Annotated in this window: 21 protein-coding genes and 5 tRNA genes; 23 read left to right on the forward strand and 3 right to left on the reverse strand. The window is 65.6% G+C overall.

Features of this window, described 5'->3' with window-relative positions; genetic code table 11:
- The first annotated feature begins 7 nt into the window (after positions 1-7).
- The 9 genes from FA89_RS08715 (at position 8) to FA89_RS08755 (ending at position 8,362) form a co-directional block, all read left to right on the forward strand.
- The gene (locus tag FA89_RS08715; RefSeq protein ID WP_051939051.1) at positions 8-1,717 is read left to right on the forward strand and encodes a tetratricopeptide repeat protein; all 1,710 of its coding nucleotides are present in this window, start codon (positions 8-10) and stop codon (positions 1,715-1,717) included.
- A 65-nt stretch (positions 1,718-1,782) separates the two neighbouring features.
- Entirely contained in the window at positions 1,783-2,397 is a 615-nt protein-coding gene (gene lolB / locus FA89_RS08720; RefSeq protein WP_036140106.1) for a lipoprotein insertase outer membrane protein LolB, read from the forward strand.
- A gap of 41 nt (positions 2,398-2,438) precedes the next feature.
- Positions 2,439-3,827 (forward strand): 4-(cytidine 5'-diphospho)-2-C-methyl-D-erythritol kinase, encoded by a 1,389-nt coding sequence (gene ispE, locus FA89_RS08725; protein ID WP_036140108.1) that lies wholly within the window; start codon positions 2,439-2,441, stop codon positions 3,825-3,827.
- A gap of 65 nt (positions 3,828-3,892) precedes the next feature.
- A tRNA-Gln gene (locus FA89_RS08730) sits at positions 3,893-3,969 on the forward strand.
- Positions 3,970-4,037: 68 nt separating this feature from the next.
- Positions 4,038-4,976 (forward strand): ribose-phosphate diphosphokinase, encoded by a 939-nt coding sequence (locus FA89_RS08735; RefSeq protein ID WP_036140109.1) that lies wholly within the window; start codon positions 4,038-4,040, stop codon positions 4,974-4,976.
- Between the two features lie 77 nt (positions 4,977-5,053).
- Positions 5,054-5,695 (forward strand): 50S ribosomal protein L25/general stress protein Ctc, encoded by a 642-nt coding sequence (locus tag FA89_RS08740; protein WP_036140110.1) that lies wholly within the window; start codon positions 5,054-5,056, stop codon positions 5,693-5,695.
- A 54-nt stretch (positions 5,696-5,749) separates the two neighbouring features.
- A complete protein-coding gene (pth, locus tag FA89_RS08745; RefSeq protein ID WP_036140112.1) occupies positions 5,750-6,328 on the forward strand; it encodes an aminoacyl-tRNA hydrolase in 579 nt (192 codons plus the stop codon).
- Between the two features lie 33 nt (positions 6,329-6,361).
- Entirely contained in the window at positions 6,362-7,453 is a 1,092-nt protein-coding gene (gene ychF / locus FA89_RS08750) for a redox-regulated ATPase YchF (RefSeq protein ID WP_036140113.1), read from the forward strand.
- A gap of 441 nt (positions 7,454-7,894) precedes the next feature.
- Positions 7,895-8,362, forward strand: coding sequence for a MarR family winged helix-turn-helix transcriptional regulator (locus tag FA89_RS08755; RefSeq protein ID WP_036140115.1), 468 nt, complete (start codon positions 7,895-7,897; stop codon positions 8,360-8,362).
- A 56-nt stretch (positions 8,363-8,418) separates the two neighbouring features.
- Here the strand turns inward: FA89_RS08755 and FA89_RS08760 are convergent, their stop codons facing one another.
- Genes FA89_RS08760 through FA89_RS08770 form a run of 3 tightly spaced genes read right to left on the reverse strand, consistent with a single transcriptional unit; the run spans position 8,419 to position 11,112 of the window.
- The gene (locus FA89_RS08760; RefSeq protein ID WP_036140117.1) at positions 8,419-8,793 is read right to left on the reverse strand and encodes an STAS domain-containing protein; all 375 of its coding nucleotides are present in this window, start codon (positions 8,791-8,793) and stop codon (positions 8,419-8,421) included.
- Positions 8,790-9,215, reverse strand: coding sequence for an ATP-binding protein (locus FA89_RS08765; protein ID WP_051938642.1), 426 nt, complete (start codon positions 9,213-9,215; stop codon positions 8,790-8,792). Before FA89_RS08765 ends, FA89_RS08760 begins: the two co-directional genes overlap by 4 nt.
- Positions 9,196-11,112 (reverse strand): SpoIIE family protein phosphatase, encoded by a 1,917-nt coding sequence (locus tag FA89_RS08770; protein WP_036140118.1) that lies wholly within the window; start codon positions 11,110-11,112, stop codon positions 9,196-9,198. Before FA89_RS08770 ends, FA89_RS08765 begins: the two co-directional genes overlap by 20 nt.
- A 101-nt stretch (positions 11,113-11,213) precedes the next feature.
- Between FA89_RS08770 and FA89_RS08775 the strand changes: the two genes are divergently transcribed.
- The 14 genes from FA89_RS08775 to rpoC all read left to right on the forward strand — a co-directional run bounded on the left by FA89_RS08775 (position 11,214) and on the right by rpoC (position 25,922).
- On the forward strand, positions 11,214-11,699 hold the full coding sequence (locus FA89_RS08775; protein ID WP_036140121.1) for an acyl-CoA thioesterase: 486 nt from the start codon (positions 11,214-11,216) through the stop codon (positions 11,697-11,699).
- A gap of 172 nt (positions 11,700-11,871) precedes the next feature.
- Positions 11,872-11,957: transfer RNA gene (locus FA89_RS08780), tRNA-Tyr, on the forward strand.
- A 17-nt stretch (positions 11,958-11,974) separates the two neighbouring features.
- Positions 11,975-12,048: transfer RNA gene (locus FA89_RS08785), tRNA-Gly, on the forward strand.
- Positions 12,049-12,073: 25 nt separating this feature from the next.
- Positions 12,074-12,149: transfer RNA gene (locus FA89_RS08790), tRNA-Thr, on the forward strand.
- Positions 12,150-12,212: 63 nt separating this feature from the next.
- Positions 12,213-13,403 carry an elongation factor Tu gene (tuf, locus tag FA89_RS08795; RefSeq protein WP_036140122.1) on the forward strand — a complete coding sequence of 397 codons (1,191 nt, stop codon included), beginning with the start codon at positions 12,213-12,215 and terminating at the stop codon, positions 13,401-13,403.
- Positions 13,404-13,496: 93 nt separating this feature from the next.
- Positions 13,497-13,572, forward strand: a tRNA-Trp gene (locus FA89_RS08800).
- An 84-nt stretch (positions 13,573-13,656) separates the two neighbouring features.
- Positions 13,657-14,052 carry a preprotein translocase subunit SecE gene (gene secE, locus FA89_RS08805; protein WP_051938643.1) on the forward strand — a complete coding sequence of 132 codons (396 nt, stop codon included), beginning with the start codon at positions 13,657-13,659 and terminating at the stop codon, positions 14,050-14,052.
- An 8-nt stretch (positions 14,053-14,060) separates the two neighbouring features.
- The gene (gene nusG / locus FA89_RS08810) at positions 14,061-14,621 is read left to right on the forward strand and encodes a transcription termination/antitermination protein NusG (RefSeq protein ID WP_036140127.1); all 561 of its coding nucleotides are present in this window, start codon (positions 14,061-14,063) and stop codon (positions 14,619-14,621) included.
- Positions 14,622-14,824: 203 nt separating this feature from the next.
- The gene (rplK, locus tag FA89_RS08815) at positions 14,825-15,253 is read left to right on the forward strand and encodes a 50S ribosomal protein L11 (protein ID WP_036140129.1); all 429 of its coding nucleotides are present in this window, start codon (positions 14,825-14,827) and stop codon (positions 15,251-15,253) included.
- Positions 15,254-15,256: 3 nt separating this feature from the next.
- A complete protein-coding gene (gene rplA, locus FA89_RS08820; RefSeq protein ID WP_036140131.1) occupies positions 15,257-15,964 on the forward strand; it encodes a 50S ribosomal protein L1 in 708 nt (235 codons plus the stop codon).
- A 342-nt stretch (positions 15,965-16,306) separates the two neighbouring features.
- Positions 16,307-16,840 carry a 50S ribosomal protein L10 gene (gene rplJ / locus FA89_RS08825; RefSeq protein ID WP_036140132.1) on the forward strand — a complete coding sequence of 178 codons (534 nt, stop codon included), beginning with the start codon at positions 16,307-16,309 and terminating at the stop codon, positions 16,838-16,840.
- Positions 16,841-16,885: 45 nt separating this feature from the next.
- Positions 16,886-17,257: a 50S ribosomal protein L7/L12 gene (gene rplL, locus FA89_RS08830; RefSeq protein WP_036140134.1), complete on the forward strand. Its 372-nt coding sequence runs from the start codon at positions 16,886-16,888 to the stop codon at positions 17,255-17,257.
- Between the two features lie 255 nt (positions 17,258-17,512).
- Positions 17,513-21,682, forward strand: a complete 4,170-nt coding sequence (gene rpoB, locus FA89_RS08835; protein ID WP_036140136.1) for a DNA-directed RNA polymerase subunit beta — start codon at positions 17,513-17,515, stop codon at positions 21,680-21,682.
- A 25-nt stretch (positions 21,683-21,707) separates the two neighbouring features.
- Positions 21,708-25,922, forward strand: coding sequence for a DNA-directed RNA polymerase subunit beta' (gene rpoC / locus FA89_RS08840; protein WP_036140137.1), 4,215 nt, complete (start codon positions 21,708-21,710; stop codon positions 25,920-25,922).
- The last annotated feature ends 160 nt before the right edge of the window (positions 25,923-26,082 follow it).

Below are 26,082 nucleotides of genomic sequence, written 5' to 3' on the forward strand. Positions count from 1 at the left end.
GCATTTTGTGGCCCTGGGCACCCTCGCGGTGCTCGCCGGCTGTGCCACGACGCCCCCCGGCCCGGCCACCGCGCCCAGGGCCGTGCGTACGGGCGCGCAGCCGCTGGACCGGATGCAGGTGGCCATCGTGCCGCCGGAGCGCGACCTCCAGGCCCAGCTGATGGCGGGCGACTTCGCCCTGGCCGCCAACGATCTGAAGGCCGCCTCCGATGCCTATGGCCGCGCGGCCCCGCTCACCGACGACCCCCGCGTGGCCGCGCGCGCCACGGAACTGGCCCTGGCCGTGCACGACCAGGACGCCGCGGCGCGGGGCCTGGCGCGCTGGGCCCGCCTGGGTGCCGGGCCGCTGGAGCTGGCCGAGACCCGCGCACGCATGGCGCTGGACCGCGGCGACACGGCCGAGGCCCAGCGCCAGTTGGAAATCATGGCGGGCACGGGCAGTCCCGAGGCCTGGCGCGAGATCGGTCGCACCCTGGCCTCCGGCCGCGATGCCGCGCAGGCCGGGCAGTTGCTCGAGCGCGTGGCCACGCCGCAGCGCCTGCCCAACGATTCCGCCGTCTGGCTGGCCATGGCCGAACTGGGCGAGACCCTCGGCCGGCACGACTACGCCAAGGCCATCGGCGACGGCGCGCAGGCGCGTTTCCACGACGGGGTGACCTACGGCTGGGCGGCGCAGCAGCACTTCCGCGCCGGCGACAAGGCGGGGGCGAAGGCCCTGTTCGCGAAGGCCGTGGCAAAGGATCCGGCTAACACGCGGCTTCGCCTGGCCTATGCCACGGTGCTGGCGCAGGGCGGCGACGAAAAAGGCGCCGCACGGGTGCTGGCCGGCGGCACGCAGGATGTCGATACCTACATGATGCGGATGACCCTGGCCGCGCGTGCCCAGGACAAGAAGGCCGTGGCCGGGCTTTACGCGGAGATCCGCCGGCAGTCCGACGACGTGCAGGCAGCGAATGCGTTCACGCTGGGCCAGTTGGCCGAGTTGCTGGGACAGCAGGAAGACGCCCTCGACTGGTACGCCGCGGTCGGCGACGACGACCCGCGCATCTTCGACGCCTCCGTGCGCAGCGCGGTCATCCTCCATCTGCAAGGCAAGGACGACGATGCCCACGAGATCGTCGGCAGCCTGCAGACCCAATACGCCGACCGCCCCGACGCCCTGCGCAAGGCCTTCGCGCTGGACGGCGAGCTGTACATGGATGCCCGGCGCTACGCCGCCGCCGTGGATGCCTACGACAAGGCGTTGCGGGTGAAGCCGGACGATCCGGACATGCTCTACGCCCGCGGACTGGCCAATGCCGAAGCCGGGAAGGTGGACCAGGCGGTGGCCGATTTCCGCCAGGTGCTCACCCTTAAGCCGGGCGACGTGGAGGCGAGCAACGCATTGGGATACACGTTGGCCGACAACGGTCGCGACCTTCCCGAGGCCCAGGCCCTGCTGCAGGTGGCGCGAGCCGCGCGCCCGGACGATCCCTCCGTGGCCGATTCCTGGGGCTGGCTGCAGTTCCGGCAAGGTCGCCTGGACCAGGCCGAAACCACGCTGCGCGGAGCCTGGGCCCGGCATAAGGACGGCGACGTCGGCCTGCACCTGGCCGAAGTGCTGTGGGCACGGGGTGCGCACGACGAAGCGCGCAAGCTGCTGGACGAGGTGCGTCGCATCGACCCGAAAAACGCCGCGCTGCCACGGGCCGAGCAGAAGCTGCGCCCGCAGGGGTAGGGCGCCTGCCGGCGGCCTTCGCCGGGCGCCATCGCCTCGTCTTCCCTCCCTCGCCGGATCGATCCATGCACCGTGTCGTCAGAACCTCCCTCGTTTCCCTCGCGCTGCTGCTTTCCGCCTGCGCGACCACCCATGCGCCGGTCCGCCAACCGGGCGATGCCGCCACGCTGGGCCGGCAGGCGCAGCGTGAGCGCGACCTGGCCGATACCGATCACTGGACGTTGCAGGGCAAGCTGTCCGTCTCGGACGGTAAGGACAGCAACTCCGGCACCCTTACCTGGCGACAGGACGGCGACCGCTACGAGTTCACCGTGCGCGGGCCGATCACGGGTCGCACCTTCCGCCTCACCGGCGGCCCCGACGGTGCCGACCTGGAAGGCCTGGACGGTGGCACCCGGCACGGCACCGATGCCGAATCGCTCATGGCCGCGACCGTCGGCTGGCAGATTCCCCTGCGTGAACTGAAGCGGTGGGCACTGGGCCTGCGTGCCGACACCGGCGCCGCGGACATCGCGTTCGGCGGGGATGGCCTGCCGTCCCGCCTGGTCCAGGACGGCTGGACGGTCGACTACAAGGCCTGGGACACGACGCGCCAGCCGGCCATGCCGTTGCGCGTGTTCGCCGAGAAAGCGCCCTACAAGGTGCGCCTGGCGATCGAGGACTGGTCGTTCGCGAAGTAGGCGCCCGCTATACTCCGCGCCTTTCGCACCACGGCCCCGCGATGAACTTCGATATATCTCCCGCCGTCGCGGACCATGCCGACCGTCTTTGCCAGATCGAACGCGCCGCGGTGCAGCTGTTCCGCGGGCATCCGGCCTGGCCGTCATATTCGGCGATGATGCTGCCGCGCGAGATCGTCCACGAGCTGATCGCACGCGGTCGGGCGTGGGTGGCGACGGTGGACGAGGAAGTGGTCGGGTTCGTCTGCCTCGACACCGACGGCACCCCGGACGCGATCGGCATCGCCGAGATCGATGTGCTGCCGGCGTTCGGTGGCCGGGGCATCGGCGCCGCACTGCTCGAGTACGCCTGCGCCTGGGCGCGCGAAGCGGGGTTCCGTCGGGTAGACCTGGGGACGCTGTCGGATGTGCCATGGAACGCGCCGTTCTATGCGAAGCACGGCTTCACCGTGGTCGACAAGCATGCTCCCGGCTTTGCCCGGGCGCTGGCGCGGGACCGTGAAAACGGCTTCCCCGACCACCTGCGGGTCTTCATGAGCCGTGAACTGGCGCCGCTGGGGCCCACCGACTGGACCCGCTGGCCGGCGCCGGCCAAGCTCAACCTGTTCCTGCGCATCGTGGGCCGCCTGGACAATGGCTACCACGCCTTGCAGACGGTGTTCCGCCTGCTCGACTGGGGCGACGAGGTGCGCCTGCGCGTGCGGGCCGACGGTCTCGTCACCCGTCCCGTCGCGGTGCCCGGTGTTCCCGAGGACAGCGACCTGACCGTGCGCGCCGCCCGCCTGCTGGCCGCGGAAACCGGCTGTCCGCTCGGTGCGGAGATCGCCATCGCCAAGCGGATTCCCATGGGCGGCGGCCTGGGCGGCGGCAGCTCGGATGCGGCCAGCGTGCTGGTCGGCCTGAACGCCTTGTGGGGCACGGGACTGGACGAGGACGCCCTGGCGACGCTGGGCTTGCGCCTGGGGGCCGATGTGCCGGTCTTCGTCCGCGGGCGGTCGGCCTGGGCCGAGGGCGTGGGCGAGCGACTGACGACCTTGCGCCTGCCGCGGCGTTGGTACGTGGTGGTCGATCCGGGCGAACACGTGCCCACGGCCGCGCTGTTCGCCGCGCCCGAATTGACACGCCATGCCCCGCAAGCGACAATTTCGGCCTTTGTTTCCGGGGAAGTTGCGGAGAACGCCTTCGAACCCGTGGTTCGTGCGCGGCATCCGCGCGTGGCGGCGGCACTGGACTGGCTGGGCGGCTTCGGCAGCGCGCGGCTTTCCGGCAGCGGTGGCTGCGTGTTCCTGGAAACGAGAACGCACGAGGCGGCGCTTGCCGTCGCTTCACGCTGTCCCGCGGGCTTTACGGTCCACGTGGCGGCAGGCATCGATCCCTCGCCGCTGCAACTCATGCGGCAACGGATCGACGCCGCTGGACACAGGTCGTAAGGACGGGAAGGGCCGCGGGCTGCGGCAGAGCCAGGCGGGCCACATGGCTCGCCGGAACGAATTGTTGGGGCGTCGCCAAGCTGGTTAAGGCACGGGATTTTGATTCCCGCATGCGCAGGTTCGAATCCTGCCGCCCCAGCCACCTCACGGTGGCATACACCCGGACCCACCCATCTCACGCCAGGAGTTCCCGTGGATACGTCCACCCCGATGTTGTTTACCGGCAACGCGCACCGCGCCCTCGCCGAAGATGTCGCCGCCCGCCTGGGCATTCCGCTCGGCAAGGCGCTCATCGGCCGGTTCAGCGATGGCGAGGCACAGATCGAGATCGAGGAAAACGTCCGCAAGCAGGAGGTGTTCGTCATCCAGCCGACGGGCGCCCCCAGCGCCGAGAACCTGTTCGACCTGCTGGTGCTGATCGACGCGCTCAAGCGCGCGTCCGCCGGTAGCGTCACCGCGGTCATGCCGTATTTCGGCTATGCCCGCCAGGATCGTCGTCCCCGCTCGGCGCGCGTGCCGATCACGGCCAAGCTGGCGGCCAAGATGATCGCCACCGCCGGCGCCGACCGCGTGCTCACGATCGACCTGCACGCCGACCAGATCCAGGGTTTCTTCGATATCCCGGTGGACAACGTGTACGCCTCGCCGGTGCTGCTGGCCGATATCTGGCGCCACCACAGCATGGACGACCTGATCGTGGTCAGCCCCGACGTCGGTGGCGTGGTCCGCGCTCGCGCGCTGGCCAAGCGCCTCGACGATGCCGACCTGGCGATCATCGACAAGCGCCGCCCGAAGGCCAACGTGGCCACGGTCATGAACATCATCGGCGACGTGGATGGCAAGACCTGCGTCCTGGTCGACGACATCGTCGACACGGCCGGCACCCTGTGCGCCGCGGCGGCGGCCCTGAAGGAAAAAGGCGCCCGCAAGGTCGTCGCCTATTGCGTCCACCCCGTGTTGTCGGGTGCCGCGATTACCAACATCGAGGGCTCCCAGCTCGACCAGCTGGTGGTCACCAATACCCTGCCGCTGCGCGACAACGCGCGCGAGTGTGCGAAAATCCGTCAGTTGTCGGTCGCGGAACTGCTCGCCGAGACGATCCGCCGCATCGCCTTCGGCGAATCGGTGAGCTCCCTCTACATCGACTGACCTACCGTTTTCGGGCTTCCCTGGTCGCGGGGAAGCCCTTTACCACCGCCGTAAGGCGGTTTACCTGAGGCAACACCATGGCTACCAATCATCAGCTCACCGCCACGAGCCGCAAGATCGAAGGGAAGGGTGCGAGCCGCCGCCTTCGTACCGCGGGTTTCGTGCCGGGTATCGTCTACGGCGCCGGCGAGGCTCCGCAGGCTATCCAGGTCGTGCACAACGACGTGCTGCTCGGCTCGCGTTTCGAGTCGTTCTACTCATCCGTCATCGACCTCACCGTCGACGGCAAGAAGCAGAAGGTCCTGATCAAGGACTGGCAGAAGCACCCGTACAAGCAGCTCATGCTGCACATGGACTTCCTGCGCGTGAACGAGAACGAGGCCGTCAAGGTCGCCGTGCCCATCCACTTCCTCAACCAGGAAAAGTCGCCGGCCGGCAAGACCTCGGGTCTGGTCATCTCGCACAACCTGACGGAAGTCGTGGTCTCGTGCCTGCCCAAGCACCTGCCGGAGTTCATCGAACTCGACCTGGGCGCGCTCGACGCCGACTCCATCATCCACCTGTCCGACCTCACGCTGCCGGCCAACGTGGAAATTCCTGAGCTGGCCCTGGGCAAGGAACACGACGTCGCCGTCGTCACCGTTGCCGCCATCCAGGAAGAAGTCGATCCGGAAGCGCCGGCCGCCGAAGGCGACGCTCCGACCGAAGAGAAGAAGTAATCGGCTCACGACCCGCGCGCGCCCTGGCGCCGCGGGTCGTGTCCGCTTCGGCACATGGCGACACTACGTCTCATCGTCGGCCTCGGTAACCCCGGGGCCGAATACGTCAGGACCCGGCACAACGCCGGGTTCTGGTGTGTCGACGCCCTGGCCATGGACCAGGGAGAGCGTTGGGCCTTCGACGGCAAGCTGCATGGCGAAACCTGCAAGCTGCGCATCGGTGGCGAAACGGTCTGGCTGCTCAAGCCCGCCACGTTCATGAACAAGAGTGGCATCGCGGTGGCCTCGGCGCTGCGCTACTACAAGATCGCGCCGGAGGAGTGTCTCGTCGCCCACGACGAACTGGACCTCGCGCCCGGCACCGTCCGCATGAAATTCGACGGCGGCCACGGCGGCCAGAACGGATTGCGCGACATCATGGCCCACCTGGGCCACGGCAAATTCCATCGCCTGCGGGTCGGCATCGGCCACCCGGGGCACAAGGACAAGGTCACCCCGTGGGTGCTCGGCCGACCCAATGCGGCCGACGAGGACGCCATCATGCACGGCATCGGGCGCGCGTTCGACGTGCTGCCGCTGGCGCTGGATGGCAAGTTCGACGAGGCGATGAAGCGCCTGCACACGGTCGCCTGACCGCACCACTCACCTATACCGGACAACATCGCCATGGGCATCAAATGCGGCATCGTCGGCCTGCCTAACGTCGGCAAGTCCACCCTTTTCAACGCGCTCACCAAGGCCGGCATCGCCGCCGCCAACTTCCCGTTCTGCACGATCGAGCCCAACACCGGCATCGTTCCCGTGCCCGACCTGCGCCTGAGCGCGCTGTCGGATATCGTGAAGCCGCAGCGCGTGATTCCCACCACCATGGAGTTCGTCGACATCGCCGGCCTGGTCGCCGGCGCGTCCAAGGGCGAAGGTCTGGGTAACAAGTTCCTCGCCCACATCCGCGAGACCGACGCCATCGCGCACGTCGTGCGCTGCTTCGAAGACGGTAACGTCATCCATGTCGCCAACAAGGTCGATCCGATCGCCGACATCGAGACGATCGACACCGAGCTGGCGCTGGCCGACCTGGAAGCCGTGCTGAAGGCGCTCGATCGTGCCACGCGTTCGGCCAAGGCCAACGACAAGGACGCCATCGCGAAGAAGCCGGTGCTGGAAAAACTCCGTGTCGCCCTCGACCAGGGCAAGTCAGCCCGCTCGGCCGGGCTGGACGCGGAAGAAAAGGCGCTCGTGCGCGACATGTTCCTCATCACGATGAAGCCGCTGATGTACATCGCCAACGTGGCGGAAGACGGCTTCGAGAACAACCCGCACCTGGATGCCGTCCGCGCGCGCGCCGTGGAAGAGGGCGCCGAGGTGGTGGCCATCTCGGCCGCCATCGAGGAAGAACTCTCGCAGATGGAAGAGGCCGACCGCGACGAGTTCCTCAAGGATCTCGGGTTCGACGAGCCGGGCCTGAATCGCGTGATCCGCGCGGGCTACAAGCTGCTTGGCCTGCAGACGTATTTCACCGCCGGCGAGAAGGAGGTTCGCGCCTGGCAGGTCCGCGCCGGTTCCACCGCGCCGCAGGCCGCCGGTGTCATCCATACGGACTTCGAGCGCGGTTTCATCCGTGCCGAGACCGTCGCCTACGACGACTTCATCAAGTTCAAGGGCGAGCAGGGTGCGAAGGAAGCCGGCCGGCTCCGGCTGGAAGGCAAGGACTACCTGGTCAAGGAAGGCGACGTGCTGCACTTCCGATTCAACGTCTGAGCGCATGCGTTAAAGGGTGAAACGAAAAGCCTCGCTCGTGCGAGGTTTTTTTGGTTCTTCACGCATGAGCGTGGCCGTCCCGAAGCCAGAGCCAGAGCCAGAGCCAGAGCCCGTTGCTCGTATGGCGCGGCGAGGAGGCGCTGGGTGGTCACACTCTGCGCTCGGGCAGCGGCCGCAAGCGGCCGAACTCGCTCAGAGCGTAACCACCCAGCGCCTCTGCGACGACAGAGGTAGCGGGAGTGGAAAAGCAAAGCGTTGGCGATCTCGGGCGGACTATCCTGGAGATGCGCCCGTCCGAAGCCGCGAGCGTTTCTCTCCCGGTAGCGCGCGAAGAACTTTTTTGCAGCTGAGTGAATTCAACTGCCGTCCTGGCCGCGAAGGTTTCTTCGCCTGGCGATTAAATCGCTTGCAATTGAATAGTCGCATCCCTACATTCCCGTCATGAGCAAGCCCTCCCTCCCCGAAGGCGTCGAAGCCCCGCGCACGCTCGACGGCCAGCTCTGCTTCGCCCTCTATTCGGCCAACCTGGCCATGGGCAAGCTCTACCGTCAGTTGCTGGCCAGGCTGGACCTCACCTACCCGCAGTACATGGTCATGCTGGTGCTGTGGGAGCGCGACGGCATCACGGTGTCCGGGCTGGGCGAGCGGCTGTTCCTCGATTCGGCCACGCTGACGCCGCTGCTCAAGCGCCTCCAGGCCGCGGGCCTGGTCGAGCGCACGCGCGGCACGCAGGACGAGCGCCAGGTGATCGTGACGCTGACCGCGCAGGGCAGGGTATTGCGGGAGAAGACGGGCGATGTGCCTGTCCACGTCTTCTGTGCCACGGGGTGTGAAATGGACGAACTGGCCGCACTCAAGCGGCAACTGGAAGCCTTGCGCGCCAGCGTGCTCGAAACCACGAAGGGCTGACACCAAGGCTGGGCATGCCCGCCCCGCCCGGTGACGGGCAGGGTACCTCCGCCACCTCAGCCCGTGATTTTCCGCTGCATATGGTCCAGGTACTGGTCCAGTTCCGCCACGCTGGCGAACACTTCGGCCACCGGCACCGCCTTGACGATCTCGAACACCTTCTTCACCTGCGGCTGCGGGTTGAGCAGCAGCACGCGTCCGGTCCGGTCGTGCATCTGCTTGCGCAACTGCGCCAGGCTGCGCAGTCCGGCGCTGCTGATGTAGTCCAGCGCGGAAAGGTCGACGATCAGGGTGCCGCCGTTGTCCACCAGGGGCGTGATATCCCGCAAAGCCTCGTCGAACTCGCCGAAGGACGCGGCATCCAGGCGGCCCTCGAGCCAAACGGTGCTGCGTTCGGGGGTGGGGGATTCGCTGCGGACGATCAGGGTCATCGGGTGGACTCGTCGGACGGGGAGGGATCGAAGCGGATCACGACACGGTTGCCGTATTCGTCGTGTGCATAGTCGAAGGCGCTGGCGATGCTGCGCGCGAGGTGCAGGCCGAGGCCCCCGATGTCGCGCTGGGCGATGTCGCCCGGCAGCTCCGGCGAAGGGAGTTCCATCGGATCGAACGCGGCACCGTCGTCGCGCAGTTCCAGGCAGACGCTGGCGCTTTCGATCTCCATGCGGATGTCGATGCGGCCCTCGCGGCCATCGGGGTAGCCGTGACGCACGGTGTTGACCAGGAGTTCCTCCAGCACCAGTCGTACGTCGGCACGGCAGGCGATGTCGATGTCGCTGCGCTCGAGGATGTCTTCGGCGCGATCCAGCGCCAGGAAGACATCCTCCAGGCGGTTAGAAATGCGCAGCCGCATCGAGGTGCGCTCCCTGGGTCTCGGCGTCGTGCCAGGTGAGCGCGAGCAGGGCGATGTCGTCGTAGGCCGGCTCGCCCTCGACATAGGCGTCCACGTCGCCGAGAACGCCTTCCACGTAGGCCTCGGGCGTCGCGCCTTCGGCGACGCGCGCCACGCTGTCCAGTAGCGAATGGGCGCCGTAGAGGCGCTGGTCGCCGGCATGTGCCTCGCTGACACCATCGGTGTACATGAGCACGGTGTCCCCTCCCAGCAGCGTGAGTACCCGGACAGGGTAGCGCGCCTCGCGGTCCAGGCCGAGCGCCGGGCCGGTTTCCACGTCGATCAGGATGGCAGAGCCGCCCGCCCGCAGCACGGGCTGTTCGTGGCCGGCGCTGGCCATCGAGAGCATGCCGGTTTCCGTTTCCACCACGCCGCACAGCAGGGTCACGAACATGCAGGTGTCGTTGCCCTTGCACAGTTCGCGGTTCAGGGCGCCCAGGATGTCGCTGGGCGAGCGGGCATGGGTGGCAAGGGTGCGGGCCAGCGTGATGGTGCGGGCCATGAACAGCGCGGCCGGCACGCCCTTGTCGGACACGTCGCCGACCATGACGCAGATATGCCGGGCCCCCAGAGCGAAGTAGGTGTAGAGATCGCCACCCACGGCCTGGGCCGGCCGCAGGGCGGCATAGAGCTCGAGCCGGCCGTCCTCCGCCAGCCAGTGCGGCTCCGGGATCAGGGCGAGCTGGATCTGCCGGGCGATCTCCAGTTCGCTGGCGATGCGCTCCTGGTCGCGTGCCGTGCGCTTGGCCAGGTCGATGTGGCCGGCCAGTTCGTGGCGCATCTGGTCGAAGGCGCGGGTCAGGCGACCCACCTCGTCGTCCCGTCGGACGCGGGGCAGTACGAAGTCCAGGTCGCCCCGCGCGACGTTCTCGGCGCGCTCCGCGAGCACGCCCAGCGGTGCCATCAGCCGGCGCGTGATGAACAGCGCGATCAGCGAGACGCCGGCCAGCGCCAGCACGCCCAGCAGGATATCGACCAGGTAGGTGCGCCGCAGATCGGCCAGCACGGCCCGCTCGGGCATGCTCAGGCCGAAGGTCCAGCGGGTGCCCTGGATGGGTACGAGGTAGACCCACACCGGCTCGCTGACCCGTGCACCCATCTCTGGGGTGAGGCGGGTGGCGGGCTGGCCGGACGCGATGGCTTCACGCAGCGGATGGCTGGCGCGGCTGCCGATGTACGAAGCCCAGTCGTGCGCCAGGAATACCCCGTCGCCGTCCACGACGAAGCCGGAGGCATGTCCGGGCTTGTTCAGCTGCGACACGACGCGCTGCAGCCAGTCGAGGCTGATCGTGGCATCGGCGACGCCGATCACCGGCACCCGGTCGCCGCCTTGGATGGCGACCGAGTAGCCGATCATCGTGCGGCTTTCGCCGGCGGCATGGAACGGCGGCTGCCAGCAGCCGCCATCGCAGTTCAGGCCGCGGATGAACCACGGTGAGCGCCAGTAGGACTCGGGGTCCGCGCGCCGGCTACCCATGACCAGACTGCCGTCCGCGGCGCGGCGGGCCACGGGGGCATCGTCGTTCCGGGGTGTGGATGTGTTGCGCGGCACGAACGCGGCGCTGATATCGACGATGTCCGGGTGGGCGGCCAGCGTGTCGCGAATCAACGGCGCGGCCTGGTCGCGCCGGTCGCGCAGGAGGAACGCCAGTGTGCGCGCCACCGTGCCGACCCCGTCGATGCGGCCCTGGATGCGCAATGCGGCCGAGTCGGCGATGGCGGCGGCCTCGCGCTGGGTCTGGGCGAGGGTCTGTTCGCGCGTGTGGGTCAACAGCAGGCCGCCGGTGACGACCATGACGATCGCCGATCCCAGGAGCACGGCCAGGGCAAGCCGTGAGGCGACACTGCGAAGGACCATCGATGGCTCCATGGGATGACGGTTCCGAATCTATGCCGGGCAGGGCGGTACGACAAGCGGTCCAGCCGCCATAATGCGGCTTTCCCCAGCAAGGTTGCGGCATGTCCGGCACCCAGCGAGAAGTCGAGTTCCGTTTCCTGGCGCAGCCGACCGACGTGAACTTCGGTGGCAAGGTCCATGGCGGCATGGCCATGAAGTGGCTGGACCAGGCGGGGTACGCCTGTGCGGTCGGCTGGAGCGGCGCCTATTGCGTCACCGTGTCGGTCAGCGGCATCCAGTTCCTCGCGCCTATCCTCATCGGCGACCTGGTCACCGTGCGCGCCCGGCTGATCCATACGGGCACCTCCAGCATGCACCTGGCCGTGGACGTGCTGGCGCGCGACCTGCGGAGCGGTCAGGAGCGCCTGGCGACCAGTTGCGTCATGGTTTTCGTCGCCATGGACAAGGCCGACGGCGGCAAGCCTACCCCGGTGCCGCCCTGGAAGCCGGTGGAAGCGCGGGACCTCCGCCTGCAGGAATACGCCCTGAAACTCATGGAGATGTCGCGCGCGATGGAGCCGCTGGTACAGGCCGCCCGAGAAGCCTGAGACGCCGGCTCTTCCCATTCCCGATCGGCATCGCTACACTGCGCGGCTCGCTCACCGACTACCCGTATCGGTGGGCTGTCCGGGCCGTCGGAAGTCGTCATCGCATGTGAACTCAACGTGCGGAAGTTATTGACAGTTTCCGGGGCGCTCGCGACAATAGGCGTTCTATGTTGGAGGAATACCCAAGCGGCCAACGGGGGCAGACTGTAAATCTGCTGGCTTACGCCTTCGGTGGTTCGAATCCACCTTCCTCCACCAGACGAGTTCCGCGCAGTGCGGGAGTAGTTCAATGGTAGAACTTCAGCCTTCCAAGCTGATTGTGCGGGTTCGATTCCCGTCTCCCGCTCCATTGTCCTAACGCGCGCTGCGTTCGTGCTCATGTAGCTCAGTCGGTAGAGCACTTCCTTGGTAAGGAAGAGGTCGCTGGTTCGATTCCAGTCATGAGCACCATCTTCGTCGCCTGCGGCGGTTCCTTTTTTACTATCTCATTGGCTCCAGCGGAGTTTAGCGCTCATGGCAAAGGGTAAGTTCGAACGTAAGAAGCCGCACGTCAACGTCGGCACCATTGGTCACGTCGATCACGGCAAGACCACGCTCACGGCTGCCCTGACCAAGATCGGCGCCGAGCGTTTCGGTGGCGAATTCAAGGACTACGGTTCGATCGATGCGGCGCCGGAAGAGAAGGCGCGCGGCATCACGATCTCGACCGCGCACGTGGAATACGAATCGCCGATGCGCCACTACGGCCACGTCGATTGCCCGGGCCACGCCGACTACGTGAAGAACATGATCACGGGTGCCGCGCAGATGGACGGCGCGATCCTGGTCTGCTCCGCCGCCGACGGCCCGATGCCGCAGACGCGTGAGCACATCCTGCTCTCGCGCCAGGTGGGCGTGCCGTACATCGTGGTCTTCCTGAACAAGGCGGACATGGTGGACGACGCCGAGCTGCTCGAGCTGGTGGAGATGGAAGTCCGCGAACTGCTGTCGAAGTATGAGTTCCCGGGCGACGACACCCCGATCGTGCACGGTTCGGCCCGTCTCGCCCTCGAGGGCGACCAGTCCGAGATCGGCGTGCCGTCGATCATCAAGCTGGTCGACGCACTCGACAGCTGGATCCCGGAGCCGGAGCGCGTGATCGACAAGCCGTTCCTGCTGCCGGTGGAAGACGTGTTCTCGATCTCGGGTCGTGGCACGGTGCTGACCGGTCGCGTCGAGCGCGGTATCGTCAAGGTGGGTGACCCGGCCGAAGTGATCGGCCTGAAGGACACCCAGCAGACGACGGTCACGGGCGTGGAGATGTTCCGCAAGCTGCTCGACCAGGGTCAGGCCGGTGACAACGTCGGCGTGCTGGTTCGCGGCCTGAAGCGTGAAGACGTCGAGCGCGGCCAGGTGCTGGCGGCTCCGAAGTCGGTCACGCCGCACACCGAGTTCGAGGGTGAGGTGTACATCCTGTCGAAGGACGAGGGTGGCCGTCACACGCCGTTCTTCAGCAACTATCGTCCGCAGTTCTACTTCCGTACCACGGACGTGACCGGTTCGATCAAGCTGCCGGAAGGCGTCGAGATGGTGATGCCGGGCGACAACGTGAAGATCTCGGTGACCCTGGGCTTCCCGATCGCCATGGACGAAGGCCTGCGCTTCGCGATCCGCGAAGGCGGTCGTACCGTCGGTGCCGGCGTCGTCGCCAAGATCGTCAAGTAAGAAAAGTGATGTCCGCCCTTCGGGGCGGGCACCCGGTCGCGGGGCGGGTCGGTCTTCGGGCCGCCCGCCCCGCGGTTCAACGGTTTTATTTGTACGCCAGTAGCTCAATTGGCAGAGCAGCGGTCTCCAAAACCGCAGGTTGGGGGTTCGAGTCCCTCCTGGCGTGCCACTTTCGAGGAACCACGGCGGTTGACGTCGGACGCAGGCAGGCGATTTCGCTAGCCACGTTCGTAAGGCACCCTGCCAAGCGCGCATGAACACCAAGGCAGAACAAGCCAGGACTATGGGCCCGGCCGATTTCGGCAAGCTGGCGCTCGCGCTGGTCGTGCTCGTCGCCGGCATCGTCGGCTTCTACTATTTCAGCGATAACCCGAGCGTGCCGTCTTTCGCGCGCGTCGTCGGCGTTATCGCTGCGGTCGTCGCCGCGATGGCGATCGGTGCCTTCACGGTGCCCGGCCGCAAGCTGCGCGGTTTCGTCTCCGAATCGCAGTTCGAGTTGCGCAAGGTCGTCTGGCCGTCGCGCGACGAAACGTTGAAGACCACCGGTATCATCATCGTGGTCGTCATCATTCTCTCGCTGCTGATGGGGCTGATCGACTGGTTGTTGAAGACCATCGTGCTCGATTGGCTGCTTAAACTCGGACATTGAGGTAAGGCATGAGCAAGCGCTGGTACGTGGTTCACGCCTATTCGGGTTTCGAACAGCAGGTTCGCAAGGCCCTCAACGAGCGCGTCGTGCGCGAGGGCATGGAAGAGAAGTTCGGCGAGATCCTGGTTCCGACCGAGGAAGTCATCGAGATGCGCGGCGGCCAGAAGCGTCGCAGCGAGCGCAAGTTCTTCCCCGGTTATGTCCTGGTCCAGATCGAGACGGATACGAACGGCAAGGTGCCGCGTATCGACGACGAATGCTGGCACCTGGTCAAGGAAACCCCCAAAGTCATGGGGTTCATCGGCGGCACCGCCGATCGTCCGCACCCGATCCGTGACACGGAAGCCGAGGCCATCCTCAGTCGTGTCCGCGAGGGTGTCGAGAAGCCCCGCCCGAAGGTCCTCTTCGAGCCGGGTGAGATGGTCCGTGTCACCGAGGGTCCGTTCAACGACTTCAACGGCGTCGTCGAGGAAGTCAATTACGAAAAGAGCCGCCTGCGTGTCGCGGTGCTCATTTTCGGTCGTTCTACCCCGGTCGAACTCGAGTTCGGCCAGGTGGAGAAGGCCTGACGGCCTCCTGGCGGGGTCGCTCCCGCCCCTCCGGCACGGGGTTTGCTTAACCCAGGTCGGACGCCTATAATGCCCGGTCCACGCTGGAGCTTTTTGCTCCGGCGTGTCCGTGTTTAAGGGGTTCGCAGGCGCGAATCCCACCACCACCAGGGAAGGCCAACAGCGAGGAGCCGCAAGGCGCCAGCACTCGCGAGGAACGTAAGATGGCAAAGAAAGTCATTGGTTACATCAAGTTGCAGGTCAAGGCCGGTCAGGCCAATCCGTCGCCGCCCGTGGGTCCCGCCCTCGGTCAGCGCGGCCTGAACATCATGGAGTTCTGCAAGGCGTTCAATGCCGCCACGCAGAAGCTCGAGCCGGGTCTCCCGATCCCGGTCGTGATCACGGCCTACTCGGACCGTACCTTCACCTTCATCACGAAGACCCCGCCGGCCTCGATCCTCCTCAAGAAGATCACGGGCGTGGCCAAGGGCTCGCCGAAGCCGAACACCGACAAGGTCGGCAAGGTCACGCGCGCCCAGCTCGAGGAAATCGCCAAGGCGAAGGAGCCGGATCTCACGGCTGCCGATCTCGAAGCCGCCGTGCGTACCATCGCCGGCAGCGCGCGTTCCATGGGTCTGGTAGTGGAGGGTTAAGACATGGCAAAGCTCACGAAGCGTATGAAGGCCGCATCGGCCGCCGTCCAGCCCGGCAAGACCTACGGTCTCGACGAAGCGCTGAAGATCGTCAAGGACAACGCCAAGGCCAAGTTCGGCGAGTCGGTCGACGTCTCGGTCCGTCTGGGCATCGACGCGAAGAAGTCCGACCAGGGCGTTCGCGGTTCCTCGCTGCTGCCGCACGGCACCGGCAAGACCGTTCGCGTCGCCGTGTTCGTGCCGCCGGGTGAGAAGGCCGATGCCGCTCTCGCCGCGGGCGCCGACGCCGTCGGCATGGACGACCTCGCCGAGAAGATGGCCGCTGGCGATCTCAACTACGGCCGCGTCATCGCCACCCCCGACGCCATGCGCGTCGTCGGTAAGCTCGGCCAGGTGCTCGGTCCCCGTGGCCTGATGCCGAATCCGAAGGACGGCTCGGTCACCGCCGACGTCGCCACGGCCGTCAAGAACGCCAAGGCCGGCCAGGTCAAGTTCCGCAACGACAAGGGTGGCATCATCCACGCCACCATCGGCAAGGCGACGTTCGAAGCCGCCCAGCTGGCCGACAACCTCAACACGCTGATTGCCGACCTGCTGAAGGCCAAGCCTTCAGCTGCCAAGGGTCAGTACATCCAGCGCGTGTCGCTGTCGAGCACCATGGGCGTGGGCGTGCCGGTCGATACCTCGACCGTGAACACCTCGACCAAGTAATCGGTTTTACGGCCCCCGCCGGCTTGCCGGTGGGGGAACGTTTTTGAGGGCAGCCCCGGTCGCAAGGCCGTGGTAGCCGTCAAAGACCGTAGGCGCGTTCAGCGCGCGACGGCGACGAGCAGGGAGCTCGTGTTGGCATGGATACGCCGTCGTCGTTAGCGGGTTCGCTTAATCGGATGCCTCGCGGTGTCCGGCCTGCGTAGATGGTGTAGCCCCTTCCGTATTCGTTTCGAATGGGGAAAGGCCACCACCCGGGACACGTCGTGTCCCCGACGTCAGGACGATGTCGCCCAGGACCGCAAGCGGCAGGAGTCGCAAGCGGAGTTCAATTGGAGGAGTGCAATGGCTCTCAATCTGTCCCAGAAGCAAGAAGTAGTCGCCGAGCTGGCAGAAATCGCCGCGAAGGCTCACTCCCTGGTCGCTGTCGAGTACGCAGGCACCACGGTCTCTCAGATGACCGCGATGCGCAAGAAGGCTCGTGAGTCGGGTGTTTTCTTGAAGGTTGTCAAGAACACGCTCGCCGCGCGCGCCGTGGCCGGTACCGAGTTCGAGGTCGTCAAGGACGCCCTGGTCGGTCCGCTGCTGTATGCGTTCTCGCTGGAAGAGCCCGGTGCTGCCGGGCGCGTGATCAAGGAGTTCGCGAAGGCGAACAACAAGCTCATCCCGAAGGTCGTTTCGGTGGAAGGCAAGCTGCTTCCCCCGGCGCACGTCGACGTGCTCGCGTCGCTGCCGACCCGCCAGGAAGCGCTTGCGATGCTGGCCCGCGTCCTGTCCGAACCGGCTGCGATGTTCGCACGCGCCGTCAAGGCAGTGGCCGACCAGCAGGGTGGTGGCGAAGCCGCCGCCGAGGCCCCGGCCGAAGCCGAACCCGCCTAAGCTCGCTGACTTTTCTCATCGAAACCATTTAAAAGGTAAGAAACAATGTCCACCCTGACCACCGAACAGATCGTCGAAGCCATCAAGGCCAAGTCCCTGATGGAAATCATGGAGCTGGTGAAGTCGATCGAAGACACCTTTGGCGTCTCGGCCGCTGCCCCGGTTGCCGCTGCTGCTGCCGGCCCGGCCGCTGCCGCTGTCGAAGAGCAGACCGAGTTCGACGTCATCCTGAAGTCCGCTGGCGACAAGAAGGTCGACGTCATCAAGGCTGTCCGCGCCATCACCGGCCTGGGCCTGAAGGAAGCGAAGGACCTCACCGAAGCCGGTGGCGTCGTGAAGGAAGCTGCATCGAAGGACGACGCTGCCAAGTTCAAGAAGGATCTGGAAGCTGCCGGCGCCACGGTCGAACTCAAGTAATCGGCGCCTTGCGCGCCAGTAGTTCGACATAGCGTCAAGTGAGCCTGGGGGCGTAAGCCCCCGGGCTTTGGCCGTTCAATGGCCTGTTTCACGCACCACGTTCCCCGCGCCATGCACGTGCAATACGTCGTCCCTGTCGGAAATGGGACATCGGGAGTCGAGGGCAGCGATGCCCTGCGGTACGAATCTCGATCTCCGATTTTCGATTCATCCGATTTTTGATCGACCCATTACTGAGCCGAGGCGGTACCCACCATGACCTACTCGTTTACCGAGAAGAAGCGCATCCGTAAGGATTTCGGCAAGCGCCCGCCCGTCCTGGGCGTGCCCAACCTGCTGACCATCCAGACCGACTCGTACAAAGAATTCCTGCAGGAGCAGGTCAGCTCCAAGCATCGCGAGGAGAAGGGCCTGCACGCCGCGCTGAAGTCGGTGTTCCCGATTTCCAGCTACTCCGGCAACGCCGCGCTCGAATACGTCGACTACAGGCTCGGCGAACCCGCGTTCGATGAACGTGAATGCCGCAACCGTGGCATGACCTTCGGTGCGCCGCTGCGCACGACGGTCCGCCTGGTGATCTACGACAAGGACAGCCCGGCGTCGAAGAAGGCCGTGAAGTACGTCAAGGAGCAGGAGGTCTACATGGGCGAGATCCCGCTCATGACCGACACCGGCACCTTCATCATCAACGGCACCGAGCGCGTCATCGTCTCGCAGCTGCACCGTTCGCCCGGCGTGTTCTTCGATCACGACCGCGGCAAGACGCATAGCTCGGGCAAGCTGCTGTTCTCGGCCCGCGTCATTCCTTACCGTGGCTCGTGGCTGGACTTCGAGTTCGATCCGAAGGACGCGCTGTTCACCCGTATCGATCGTCGCCGCAAGCTGCCGGTGACGGTGCTGCTGCGCGCGCTCGGTTACGGCAACGAAGAGATGCTCGACATCTTCTTCGAGCACAACGTGTTCCATCTCGGCAAGAAGGGCGGCGTCATGCTCGACCTGGTCGCCGAGCGCCTGCGTGGTGAAACCCTGTCCTTCGATCTGTTGATCGACGGCAAGGTGCTGGTGGAAGCCGGCAAGCGCATCACCGCGCGCCACGTGCGCCAGTTGGCCAGCGAGAAGATCACCACGCTCGAAGTGCCGGACGATTACCCGGTCGGCCGCATCGTGGCCGTCGACATGATCGACAAGGACACCGGCGAGATCATCGCCGCGGCCAACGACGAGCTGACGCTCGAGCACCTCGAGAAGTTCCGCAAGGGCGGGATCGAGACTGTGCCGACGCTTTACGTCAACGACCTGGATCGCGGTGCGTACATCTCGAACACGCTGCGCATCGACAACACGCGCACGCAGCTCGAGGCCCTGGTTGAAATCTACCGGATGATGCGTCCGGGCGAGCCGCCGACCAAGGACGCCGCGCAGAACCTGTTCTTCAACCTGTTCTTCACCTTCGACCGCTACGACCTCTCGGGCGTCGGCCGCATGAAGTTCAACCGTCGTGTCGGCCGCAAGGACGTCGTCGGTCCGGGCGTGCTCTACGACCACAAGTACTTCAGCGAGCGCAAGGAAGAGGAATCGCAGCGTCTGGTCGCCGAGCAGGGCGAGACCTCCGACATCCTCGACGTACTCCGCGTCCTGATCGACATCCGCAACGGCACCGGTACGGTCGACGATATCGACCACCTCGGTAACCGTCGCGTGCGCTCGGTCGGCGAAATGGCGGAAAACACTTTCCGCATCGGTCTGGTCCGCGTCGAGCGCGCGGTGCGCGAGCGCCTGTCGCTGGCCGAGTCCGAGGGTCTGACCCCGCAGGAACTGATCAACGCCAAGCCCGTCGCGGCGGCGGTGAAGGAGTTCTTCGGTTCGTCGCAGCTCTCGCAGTTCATGGATCAGAACAACCCGCTGTCCGAAGTGACCCACAAGCGCCGCGTGTCGGCGCTCGGGCCGGGCGGCCTGACCCGTGAGCGCGCCGGCTTCGAAGTGCGCGACGTGCACCCGACTCACTACGGTCGCGTCTGCACCATCGAAACGCCGGAAGGCCCGAACATCGGCCTGATCAACTCGCTGGCCGTGTACGCCCGCACCAATGCCTACGGCTTCCTCGAGACGCCGTACCGCAAGGTCGAGAGCGGCAAGGTCACCGACAAGGTCGATTACCTCTCCGCAATCGAAGAGGGCGACCACGTGATCGCGCAGGCGAACTCGCCGCTGTCGAAGGAGGGCAAGTTCCTCGAAGACTTCGTGTCCTGCCGCTTCCGTGGCGAGTCCGAGCTGCGTCCGTCGGCCGAGATCAACTACATGGACGTCTCGCCCATGCAGACGGTGTCGGTGGCGGCGGCGCTCGTGCCCTTCCTGGAGCACGATGACGCGAACCGCGCCCTGATGGGCGCGAACATGCAGCGCCAGGCCGTTCCGACCCTGCGCAGCCAGAAGCCGCTCGTCGGCACGGGCATCGAGCGCGCCGTGGCGCGCGACTCGGGCGTCACCGTGTCCGCCAAGCGCGGCGGTGTCATCGACCAGGTCGATGCCGCACGTATCGTCGTGCGCGTCAACGAAGTGGAAGTGGACGAGAACGACGCCGGCGTCGATATCTACACGCTCACCAAGTACACCCGCTCCAACCAGAACACCAACCTCAACCAGCGTCCGCTGGTGAACGTCGGTGACGTGGTCGCCGTGGGCGATACCCTGGCGGACGGCTCCTCGACCGATCTGGGCGAGCTTGCGCTCGGCCAGAACATGCTCGTGGCCTTCATGCCGTGGAACGGCTACAACTTCGAAGACTCGATCCTGATCTCCGAGCGCGTGGTTCAGGAAGATCGCTATACCTCGATCCACATCGAGGAGATGACCTGCATCGCCCGTGACACCAAGCTGGGCGCCGAGGAAATCACGGCCGATATCCCGAACGTCGGCGAGCAGGCCCTGGCCCGCCTCGACGAGTCCGGCATCGTCTACATCGGTGCGGAAGTGAAGGCCGGCGACATCCTGGTCGGCAAGGTCACGCCCAAGGGCGAAAGCCAGCTGACCCCGGAAGAAAAGCTCCTGCGCGCCATCTTCGGCGAGAAGGCCTCGGACGTGAAGGACAGCTCGCTGCGCGTGCCCCCGGGCATGGACGGCAACGTCATCGACGTGCAGGTCTTCACTCGCGACGGCATCGAGAAGGACAAGCGCGCCAAGCAGATCGAAGAAACCGAACTGAAGCGGATCCGCAAGGATCTGGACGATCAGTTCCGCATCCTCGAGGGCGCGATCTACGCCCGCATGCGCTCGCAGCTGGTTGGTAAGTCCGCGATGAGCGGTCCGGGCGGTCTCAAGCGCGGCGTGGTCATCGACGACGCCTACCTCGATACGCTCAAGAAAGACGACTGGTTCAAGATCAACGTCAAGGAAGAGGAAGTCTCGGAGTTCCTCGAGCGCGCGGCCGACCAGGTCAAGCGCCATCGCGAGGCCTTCGACAAGCGCTTCAAGGAGAAGCAGGGCAAGATCACCCAGGGCGACGACCTCGCCCCGGGCGTGCTCAAGATGGTCAAGGTGTACCTTGCCGTGAAGCGCCGCATCCAGCCGGGCGACAAGATGGCAGGCCGTCACGGTAACAAGGGTGTGGTCTCGATGATCGTCCCGGTCGAGGACATGCCGTTCTCCGCCGACGGTCGTCCGGTCGACATCTGCCTGAACCCGCTGGGCGTGCCGTCGCGTATGAACATCGGTCAGATTCTCGAGGTCCATCTGGGCTGGGCCGCCAAGGGCCTGGGCCACAAGATCTCGGCCATGATCGAAGCCAACGAGAAGCCGGCCAAGCTGCGCGAGTTCCTCGACGAGGTCTACAACCACGGCAACGCCGGTGCGGAAGGTGCGGTGCGCCATGTCGACCTCAAGTCGATGACGGACGCCGAGATCATCCAGCTGGCCGACAACCTGCGTGACGGCGTGCCCATGGCGACGCCCGTCTTCGACGGTGCCGAAGAGACCGAAATCAAGCACATGCTGAAGCTCGCCGATCTGCCGGAATCCGGTCAGACGACGCTCTACGACGGCCGTACCGGCGAGGCGTTCGATCGCCCGGTCACCGTGGGCTACATGCACATGCTCAAGCTGAACCATCTCGTCGACGACAAGATGCACGCGCGTTCCACCGGTCCGTACTCGCTCGTTACCCAGCAGCCGCTGGGCGGCAAGGCGCAGTTCGGCGGCCAGCGCTTCGGCGAAATGGAAGTCTGGGCGCTCGAAGCCTACGGCGCGGCGTACACCCTGCAGGAAATGCTGACCGTCAAGTCGGACGACGTGCAGGGCCGTAACCAGATGTACAAGAACATTGTCGACGGCAACCACGAGATGGCCGCGGGCATGCCGGAATCCTTCAACGTGCTCGTGAAGGAAATCCGCTCGCTCGCGATCGACATCGAGCTGGAAGAGATCAAGTGATCGTCGCGGCTACCGGAGATTACGCATGAAAGACCTGCTCAATCTGTTCAACCAGCAGCGACAGACGCTGGATTTCGACGCGATCAAGATCGCCCTGGCATCGCCGGAGCTGATCCGTTCGTGGTCGTACGGCGAAGTGAAGAAGCCGGAAACCATCAACTACCGCACGTTCAAGCCCGAGCGTGACGGTCTGTTCTGCGCGGCCATCTTCGGCCCGATCAAGGACTACGAGTGCCTGTGCGGCAAGTACAAGCGCATGAAGCACCGTGGCGTGGTCTGCGAGAAGTGCGGCACCGAGGTCACCCTGGCCAAGGTCCGTCGCGAGCGCATGGGCCACATCGAGCTGGCCAGCCCGACCGCGCACATCTGGTTCCTGAAGTCGCTGCCCTCGCGCATCGGCCTCATGCTGGACATGACGCTGCGTGACATCGAGCGCATCCTGTACTTCGAAGCCTTCGTAGTGATCGACCCGGGCTTGACCGCGCTCGAGCGCGGCCAGCTGCTCAGCGAAGACCAGTACCTGGAAGCGACCGAAGAGCACGGTGACGAGTTCGACGCCCGCATGGGTGCCGAGGCCGTCTACGAGCTGCTGAAGAGCCTCGACCTGCCGGGCGAAGTCATCCGCCTCAAGGAAGAGATCACGGCGACCAACTCCGAGACCAAGCTCAAGCGCCTCACCAAGCGCGTGAAGCTGATCGAGGCGTTCCTGGAATCCGGCAACAAGCCGGAGTGGATGGTCATGACCGTCCTTCCCGTGCTCCCGCCGGACCTGCGTCCGCTGGTGCCGCTGGATGGCGGCCGCTTCGCCACGTCCGACCTGAACGACCTGTACCGCCGCGTCATCAACCGCAACAACCGCCTGAAGCGCCTGCTCGAACTCGCTGCACCGGACATCATCGTCCGCAACGAAAAGCGCATGCTGCAGGAATCGGTCGATGCGCTGCTCGACAACGGCCGTCGCGGTCGTGCCATCACCGGCACGAACAAGCGCGCGCTGAAGTCGCTGGCCGACATGATCAAGGGCAAGCAGGGTCGCTTCCGCCAGAACCTGCTCGGCAAGCGCGTCGACTACTCGGGCCGTTCGGTCATCGTGGTCGGTCCGACGCTGCGCCTGCACCAGTGCGGCCTGCCGAAGAAGATGGCGCTTGAGCTGTTCAAGCCCTTCATCTTCGCCAAGCTGCAGGCTCGTGGCGAAGCCACGACCATCAAGGCCGCGAAGAAGCTCGTCGAGCGCGAAGAGGCCCAGGTGTGGGATATCCTGGAAGACGTGATCCGTGAACATCCGGTCATGCTCAACCGTGCCCCGACCCTGCATCGCCTGGGCATCCAGGCGTTCGAGCCGGTCCTGATCGAAGGCAAGGCGATCCAGCTGCATCCGCTCGTCTGCACGGCGTTCAACGCCGACTTCGACGGTGACCAGATGGCCGTCCACGTGCCGCTGTCGATCGAGGCGCAGCTCGAAGCCCGCGCCCTGATGATGTCGTCGAACAACATCCTGTCGCCCGCCAACGGCGAGCCGATCATCGTGCCGTCGCAGGACGTCGTGCTCGGTCTGTACTACATGACCCGCGAACTGATCAACGCGAAGGGCGCCGGTATGGTGTTCGCGAACGTCGGCGAAGTGCGTCGTGCGTACGACAACCGTGCCGTCGAACTGCACGCCAAGGTCAAGGTGCGCGTGCACATGACCGAGCAGGACTCGGAAGGTGCCACGTCGTCGCGTACGGCCATCGTCGATACGACGGTCGGTCGCGCGCTGCTCATGGAGATCATCCCGGACGGCCTCCCGTTCGCGCTGGTCAACACCGAGCTGACCAAGAAGAACATCTCGCGCCTGATCAACCAGAGCTACCGTCTGCTCGGCCTGAAGGAATCGGTCGTGTTCGCCGACAAGCTGATGTACACCGGCTTCCGTTTCGCGACGCGCGCCGGTATCTCCATCGGCATCGACGACATGAAGATCCCGGCCGAGAAGAAGGGCATCCTCGAGGAAGCCGAGAAGGAAGTCGTCGAGATCCAGGAGCAGTACCAGTCGGGCCTGGTCACCGCCGGCGAGCGCTACAACAAGGTCGTCGACATCTGGAGCCGCACCAACGAACTCGTCGCCAAGGCGATGATCGACGGTATCGGCACCGAGAAGGTCGAGGACGCCGACGGCAAGACGGTCAACCAGAAGTCGATGAACTCGCTGTACATCATGGCCGACTCCGGCGCGCGTGGTAGCGCGGCGCAGATTCGTCAGCTGGCGGGTATGCGCGGCCTGATGGCCCGTCCGGATGGCTCGATCATCGAGACGCCCATCAAGGCGAACTTCCGCGAGGGCCTCAACGTCCTGCAGTACTTCAACTCGACCCACGGTGCCCGTAAGGGCCTCGCGGATACCGCGCTGAAGACCGCCAACTCCGGTTACCTCACGCGTCGTCTCGTCGACGTGGCGCAGGACGTCGTCATCACCGAGCACGATTGCGGCACGGAAGACGGCGTCATGATGTCCCCGATCGTCGAAGGCGGTGACGTGGTCGAGCCGTTGCGCGATCGCGTGCTCGGTCGTGTCGTGGTCGAGGACGTCTACGCCCCCGGCGACGACGACCAGCCGATCGTCACCCGTGACACGCTGCTCGACGAATACCTGGTCGACAAGCTCGACAAGGCCTCGGTGCAGCTGATCAAGGTGCGTTCGCCGATCACCTGCCGCGCCAGCCACGGCGTGTGCGCCCTGTGCTACGGCCGCGACCTGGCCCGTGGTCACCTGGTCAACATGGGTGAGGCCGTGGGCGTCGTCGCCGCACAGTCCATCGGTGAACCGGGTACCCAGCTCACCATGCGTACGTTCCACATCGGTGGTGCGGCGTCGCGTGCGGCTGCGGTCGACAACGTTACGGTGCGTACCACCGGTGCGCTGAAGTTCAACAACCTGAAGTCGGTCGAGCATAACCAGGGTCACCTGGTCGCCGTCTCGCGTTCGGGCGAAGTGAGCGTCATCGATGCCAACGGTCGCGAGCGCGAGCGTTACAAGGTGCCTTACGGCGCGACCATCTCCGTCAAGGACGGCGATCCGGTCAAGTCGGGCCAGACGGTCGCCAACTGGGATCCGCATACCCATCCGATCGTCACGGAAGTGGCCGGTGTGGTGCGCTTCATCGACTTCATCGACGGCATCACCGTGCAGTCGCAGACCGATGAACTGACCGGCCTGGAGTCGGCGGTGGTCACCGATCCGAAGCGTCGCGGTACGCAGGCCAAGGATCTGCGCCCGATCGTCCGCCTGGAAGACAGCAAGGGCCGTGAGCTCAAGCTGCCGGGTACGGACATCGCGGCCCAGTACTTCCTGCCGGCCGGCGCCATCGTGTCGATCCAGAACGGTACGGAAGTGGGCGTGGGTGACGTGGTCGCCCGTATCCCGCAGGAAACCTCGAAGACCCGCGACATCACGGGTGGTCTGCCGCGCGTGGCCGATCTGTTCGAAGCCCGCAAGCCGAAGGAGCCGGCGATCCTCGCGGAGCGCTCGGGTATCGTCAGCTTCGGCAAGGACACCAAGGGCAAGCAGCGCCTGATCATCAAGGACGTGGACGGTAACGAGCACGAGGAGCTGATTCCCAAGTGGCGTCAGGTCATCGTCTTCGAAGGCGAGCATGTGGAGAAGGGCGAGACCGTCGTCGACGGCGAGCCGAATCCGCACGACATCCTGCGCCTGCTGGGTGTGGAGCCGCTGGCTTCGTACCTGGTCAAGGAAATCCAGGACGTCTACCGCCTGCAGGGCGTGAAGATCAACGACAAGCACATCGAAGCGATCATTCGCCAGATGCTGCGCAAGGTCGAAATCACCGAGGCGGGCGACAGCACCTACCTGCGCGGTGAGCAGGTCGAGCGCGTCCGGATCAACGAAGAGAACGACCGTGCCGAGGCTCGTGGTGAGCGTCGCGCCGGGTTCGAATCGGTCCTGCTGGGCATCACCAAGGCCTCGCTGGCCACCGAGTCGTTCATCTCGGCGGCATCGTTCCAGGAGACCACCCGCGTCCTCACCGAGGCGGCGGTTCGTGGTACCCGGGATACGTTGCGGGGCCTGAAGGAAAATGTTATTGTTGGGCGGCTAATCCCTGCAGGTACGGGTCTGGCATACCACGCTTCGCGTCGTAGCCAGGGCGGTTTGACGGCTTCGGAGCTCGAAACCCTCTCGGGTTCGGCACCGGCCGTTTCGTTCGCCGAAGCCCCTGTCGGGTCCAACGATAGCGCTGAGTAAGGCCCGTATTCCGGGTTTTGCTCGTACATACGAAATGAGGCGCAGGGACGCGCCTCGTGTTCGGATTCAGGGACGATGGGCGCCGGCTCGCTTCGTGGGCGGCGCACGTCAACAACGTTTCTCTGGCGGGCCGATCTTTCGGTCTGCCTTTATGTTTCTC

Origin of the sequence: Luteibacter sp. 9135 (assembly GCF_000745005.1) — a bacterium.
GTDB lineage: Bacteria > Pseudomonadota > Gammaproteobacteria > Xanthomonadales > Rhodanobacteraceae > Luteibacter.

Bases quoted from the DNA above. Each gene is read 5' to 3' on its own strand.
- rplK (WP_036140129.1), top strand. From the start codon at position 14,825: ATGGCAAAGAAAGTCATTGGTTACATCAAGTTGCAGGTCAAGGCCGGT.
- ychF (WP_036140113.1), top strand. From the start codon at position 6,362: ATGGGCATCAAATGCGGCATCGTCGGCCTGCCTAACGTCGGCAAGTCC.
- FA89_RS08740 (WP_036140110.1), top strand. From the start codon at position 5,054: ATGGCTACCAATCATCAGCTCACCGCCACGAGCCGCAAGATCGAAGGG.
- rplJ (WP_036140132.1), top strand. From the start codon at position 16,307: ATGGCTCTCAATCTGTCCCAGAAGCAAGAAGTAGTCGCCGAGCTGGCA.
- pth (WP_036140112.1), top strand. From the start codon at position 5,750: ATGGCGACACTACGTCTCATCGTCGGCCTCGGTAACCCCGGGGCCGAA.
- FA89_RS08770 (WP_036140118.1), bottom strand. From the start codon at position 11,112: ATGGTCCTTCGCAGTGTCGCCTCACGGCTTGCCCTGGCCGTGCTCCTG.
- rpoB (WP_036140136.1), top strand. From the start codon at position 17,513: ATGACCTACTCGTTTACCGAGAAGAAGCGCATCCGTAAGGATTTCGGC.
- FA89_RS08735 (WP_036140109.1), top strand. From the start codon at position 4,038: ATGTTGTTTACCGGCAACGCGCACCGCGCCCTCGCCGAAGATGTCGCC.
- FA89_RS08755 (WP_036140115.1), top strand. From the start codon at position 7,895: ATGAGCAAGCCCTCCCTCCCCGAAGGCGTCGAAGCCCCGCGCACGCTC.
- tuf (WP_036140122.1), top strand. From the start codon at position 12,213: ATGGCAAAGGGTAAGTTCGAACGTAAGAAGCCGCACGTCAACGTCGGC.
- rpoC (WP_036140137.1), top strand. From the start codon at position 21,708: ATGAAAGACCTGCTCAATCTGTTCAACCAGCAGCGACAGACGCTGGAT.
- FA89_RS08760 (WP_036140117.1), bottom strand. From the start codon at position 8,793: ATGACCCTGATCGTCCGCAGCGAATCCCCCACCCCCGAACGCAGCACC.
- rplL (WP_036140134.1), top strand. From the start codon at position 16,886: ATGTCCACCCTGACCACCGAACAGATCGTCGAAGCCATCAAGGCCAAG.
- FA89_RS08765 (WP_051938642.1), bottom strand. From the start codon at position 9,215: ATGCGGCTGCGCATTTCTAACCGCCTGGAGGATGTCTTCCTGGCGCTG.
- rplA (WP_036140131.1), top strand. From the start codon at position 15,257: ATGGCAAAGCTCACGAAGCGTATGAAGGCCGCATCGGCCGCCGTCCAG.
- nusG (WP_036140127.1), top strand. From the start codon at position 14,061: ATGAGCAAGCGCTGGTACGTGGTTCACGCCTATTCGGGTTTCGAACAG.
- secE (WP_051938643.1), top strand. From the start codon at position 13,657: ATGAACACCAAGGCAGAACAAGCCAGGACTATGGGCCCGGCCGATTTC.
- lolB (WP_036140106.1), top strand. From the start codon at position 1,783: ATGCACCGTGTCGTCAGAACCTCCCTCGTTTCCCTCGCGCTGCTGCTT.
- FA89_RS08775 (WP_036140121.1), top strand. From the start codon at position 11,214: ATGTCCGGCACCCAGCGAGAAGTCGAGTTCCGTTTCCTGGCGCAGCCG.
- ispE (WP_036140108.1), top strand. From the start codon at position 2,439: ATGAACTTCGATATATCTCCCGCCGTCGCGGACCATGCCGACCGTCTT.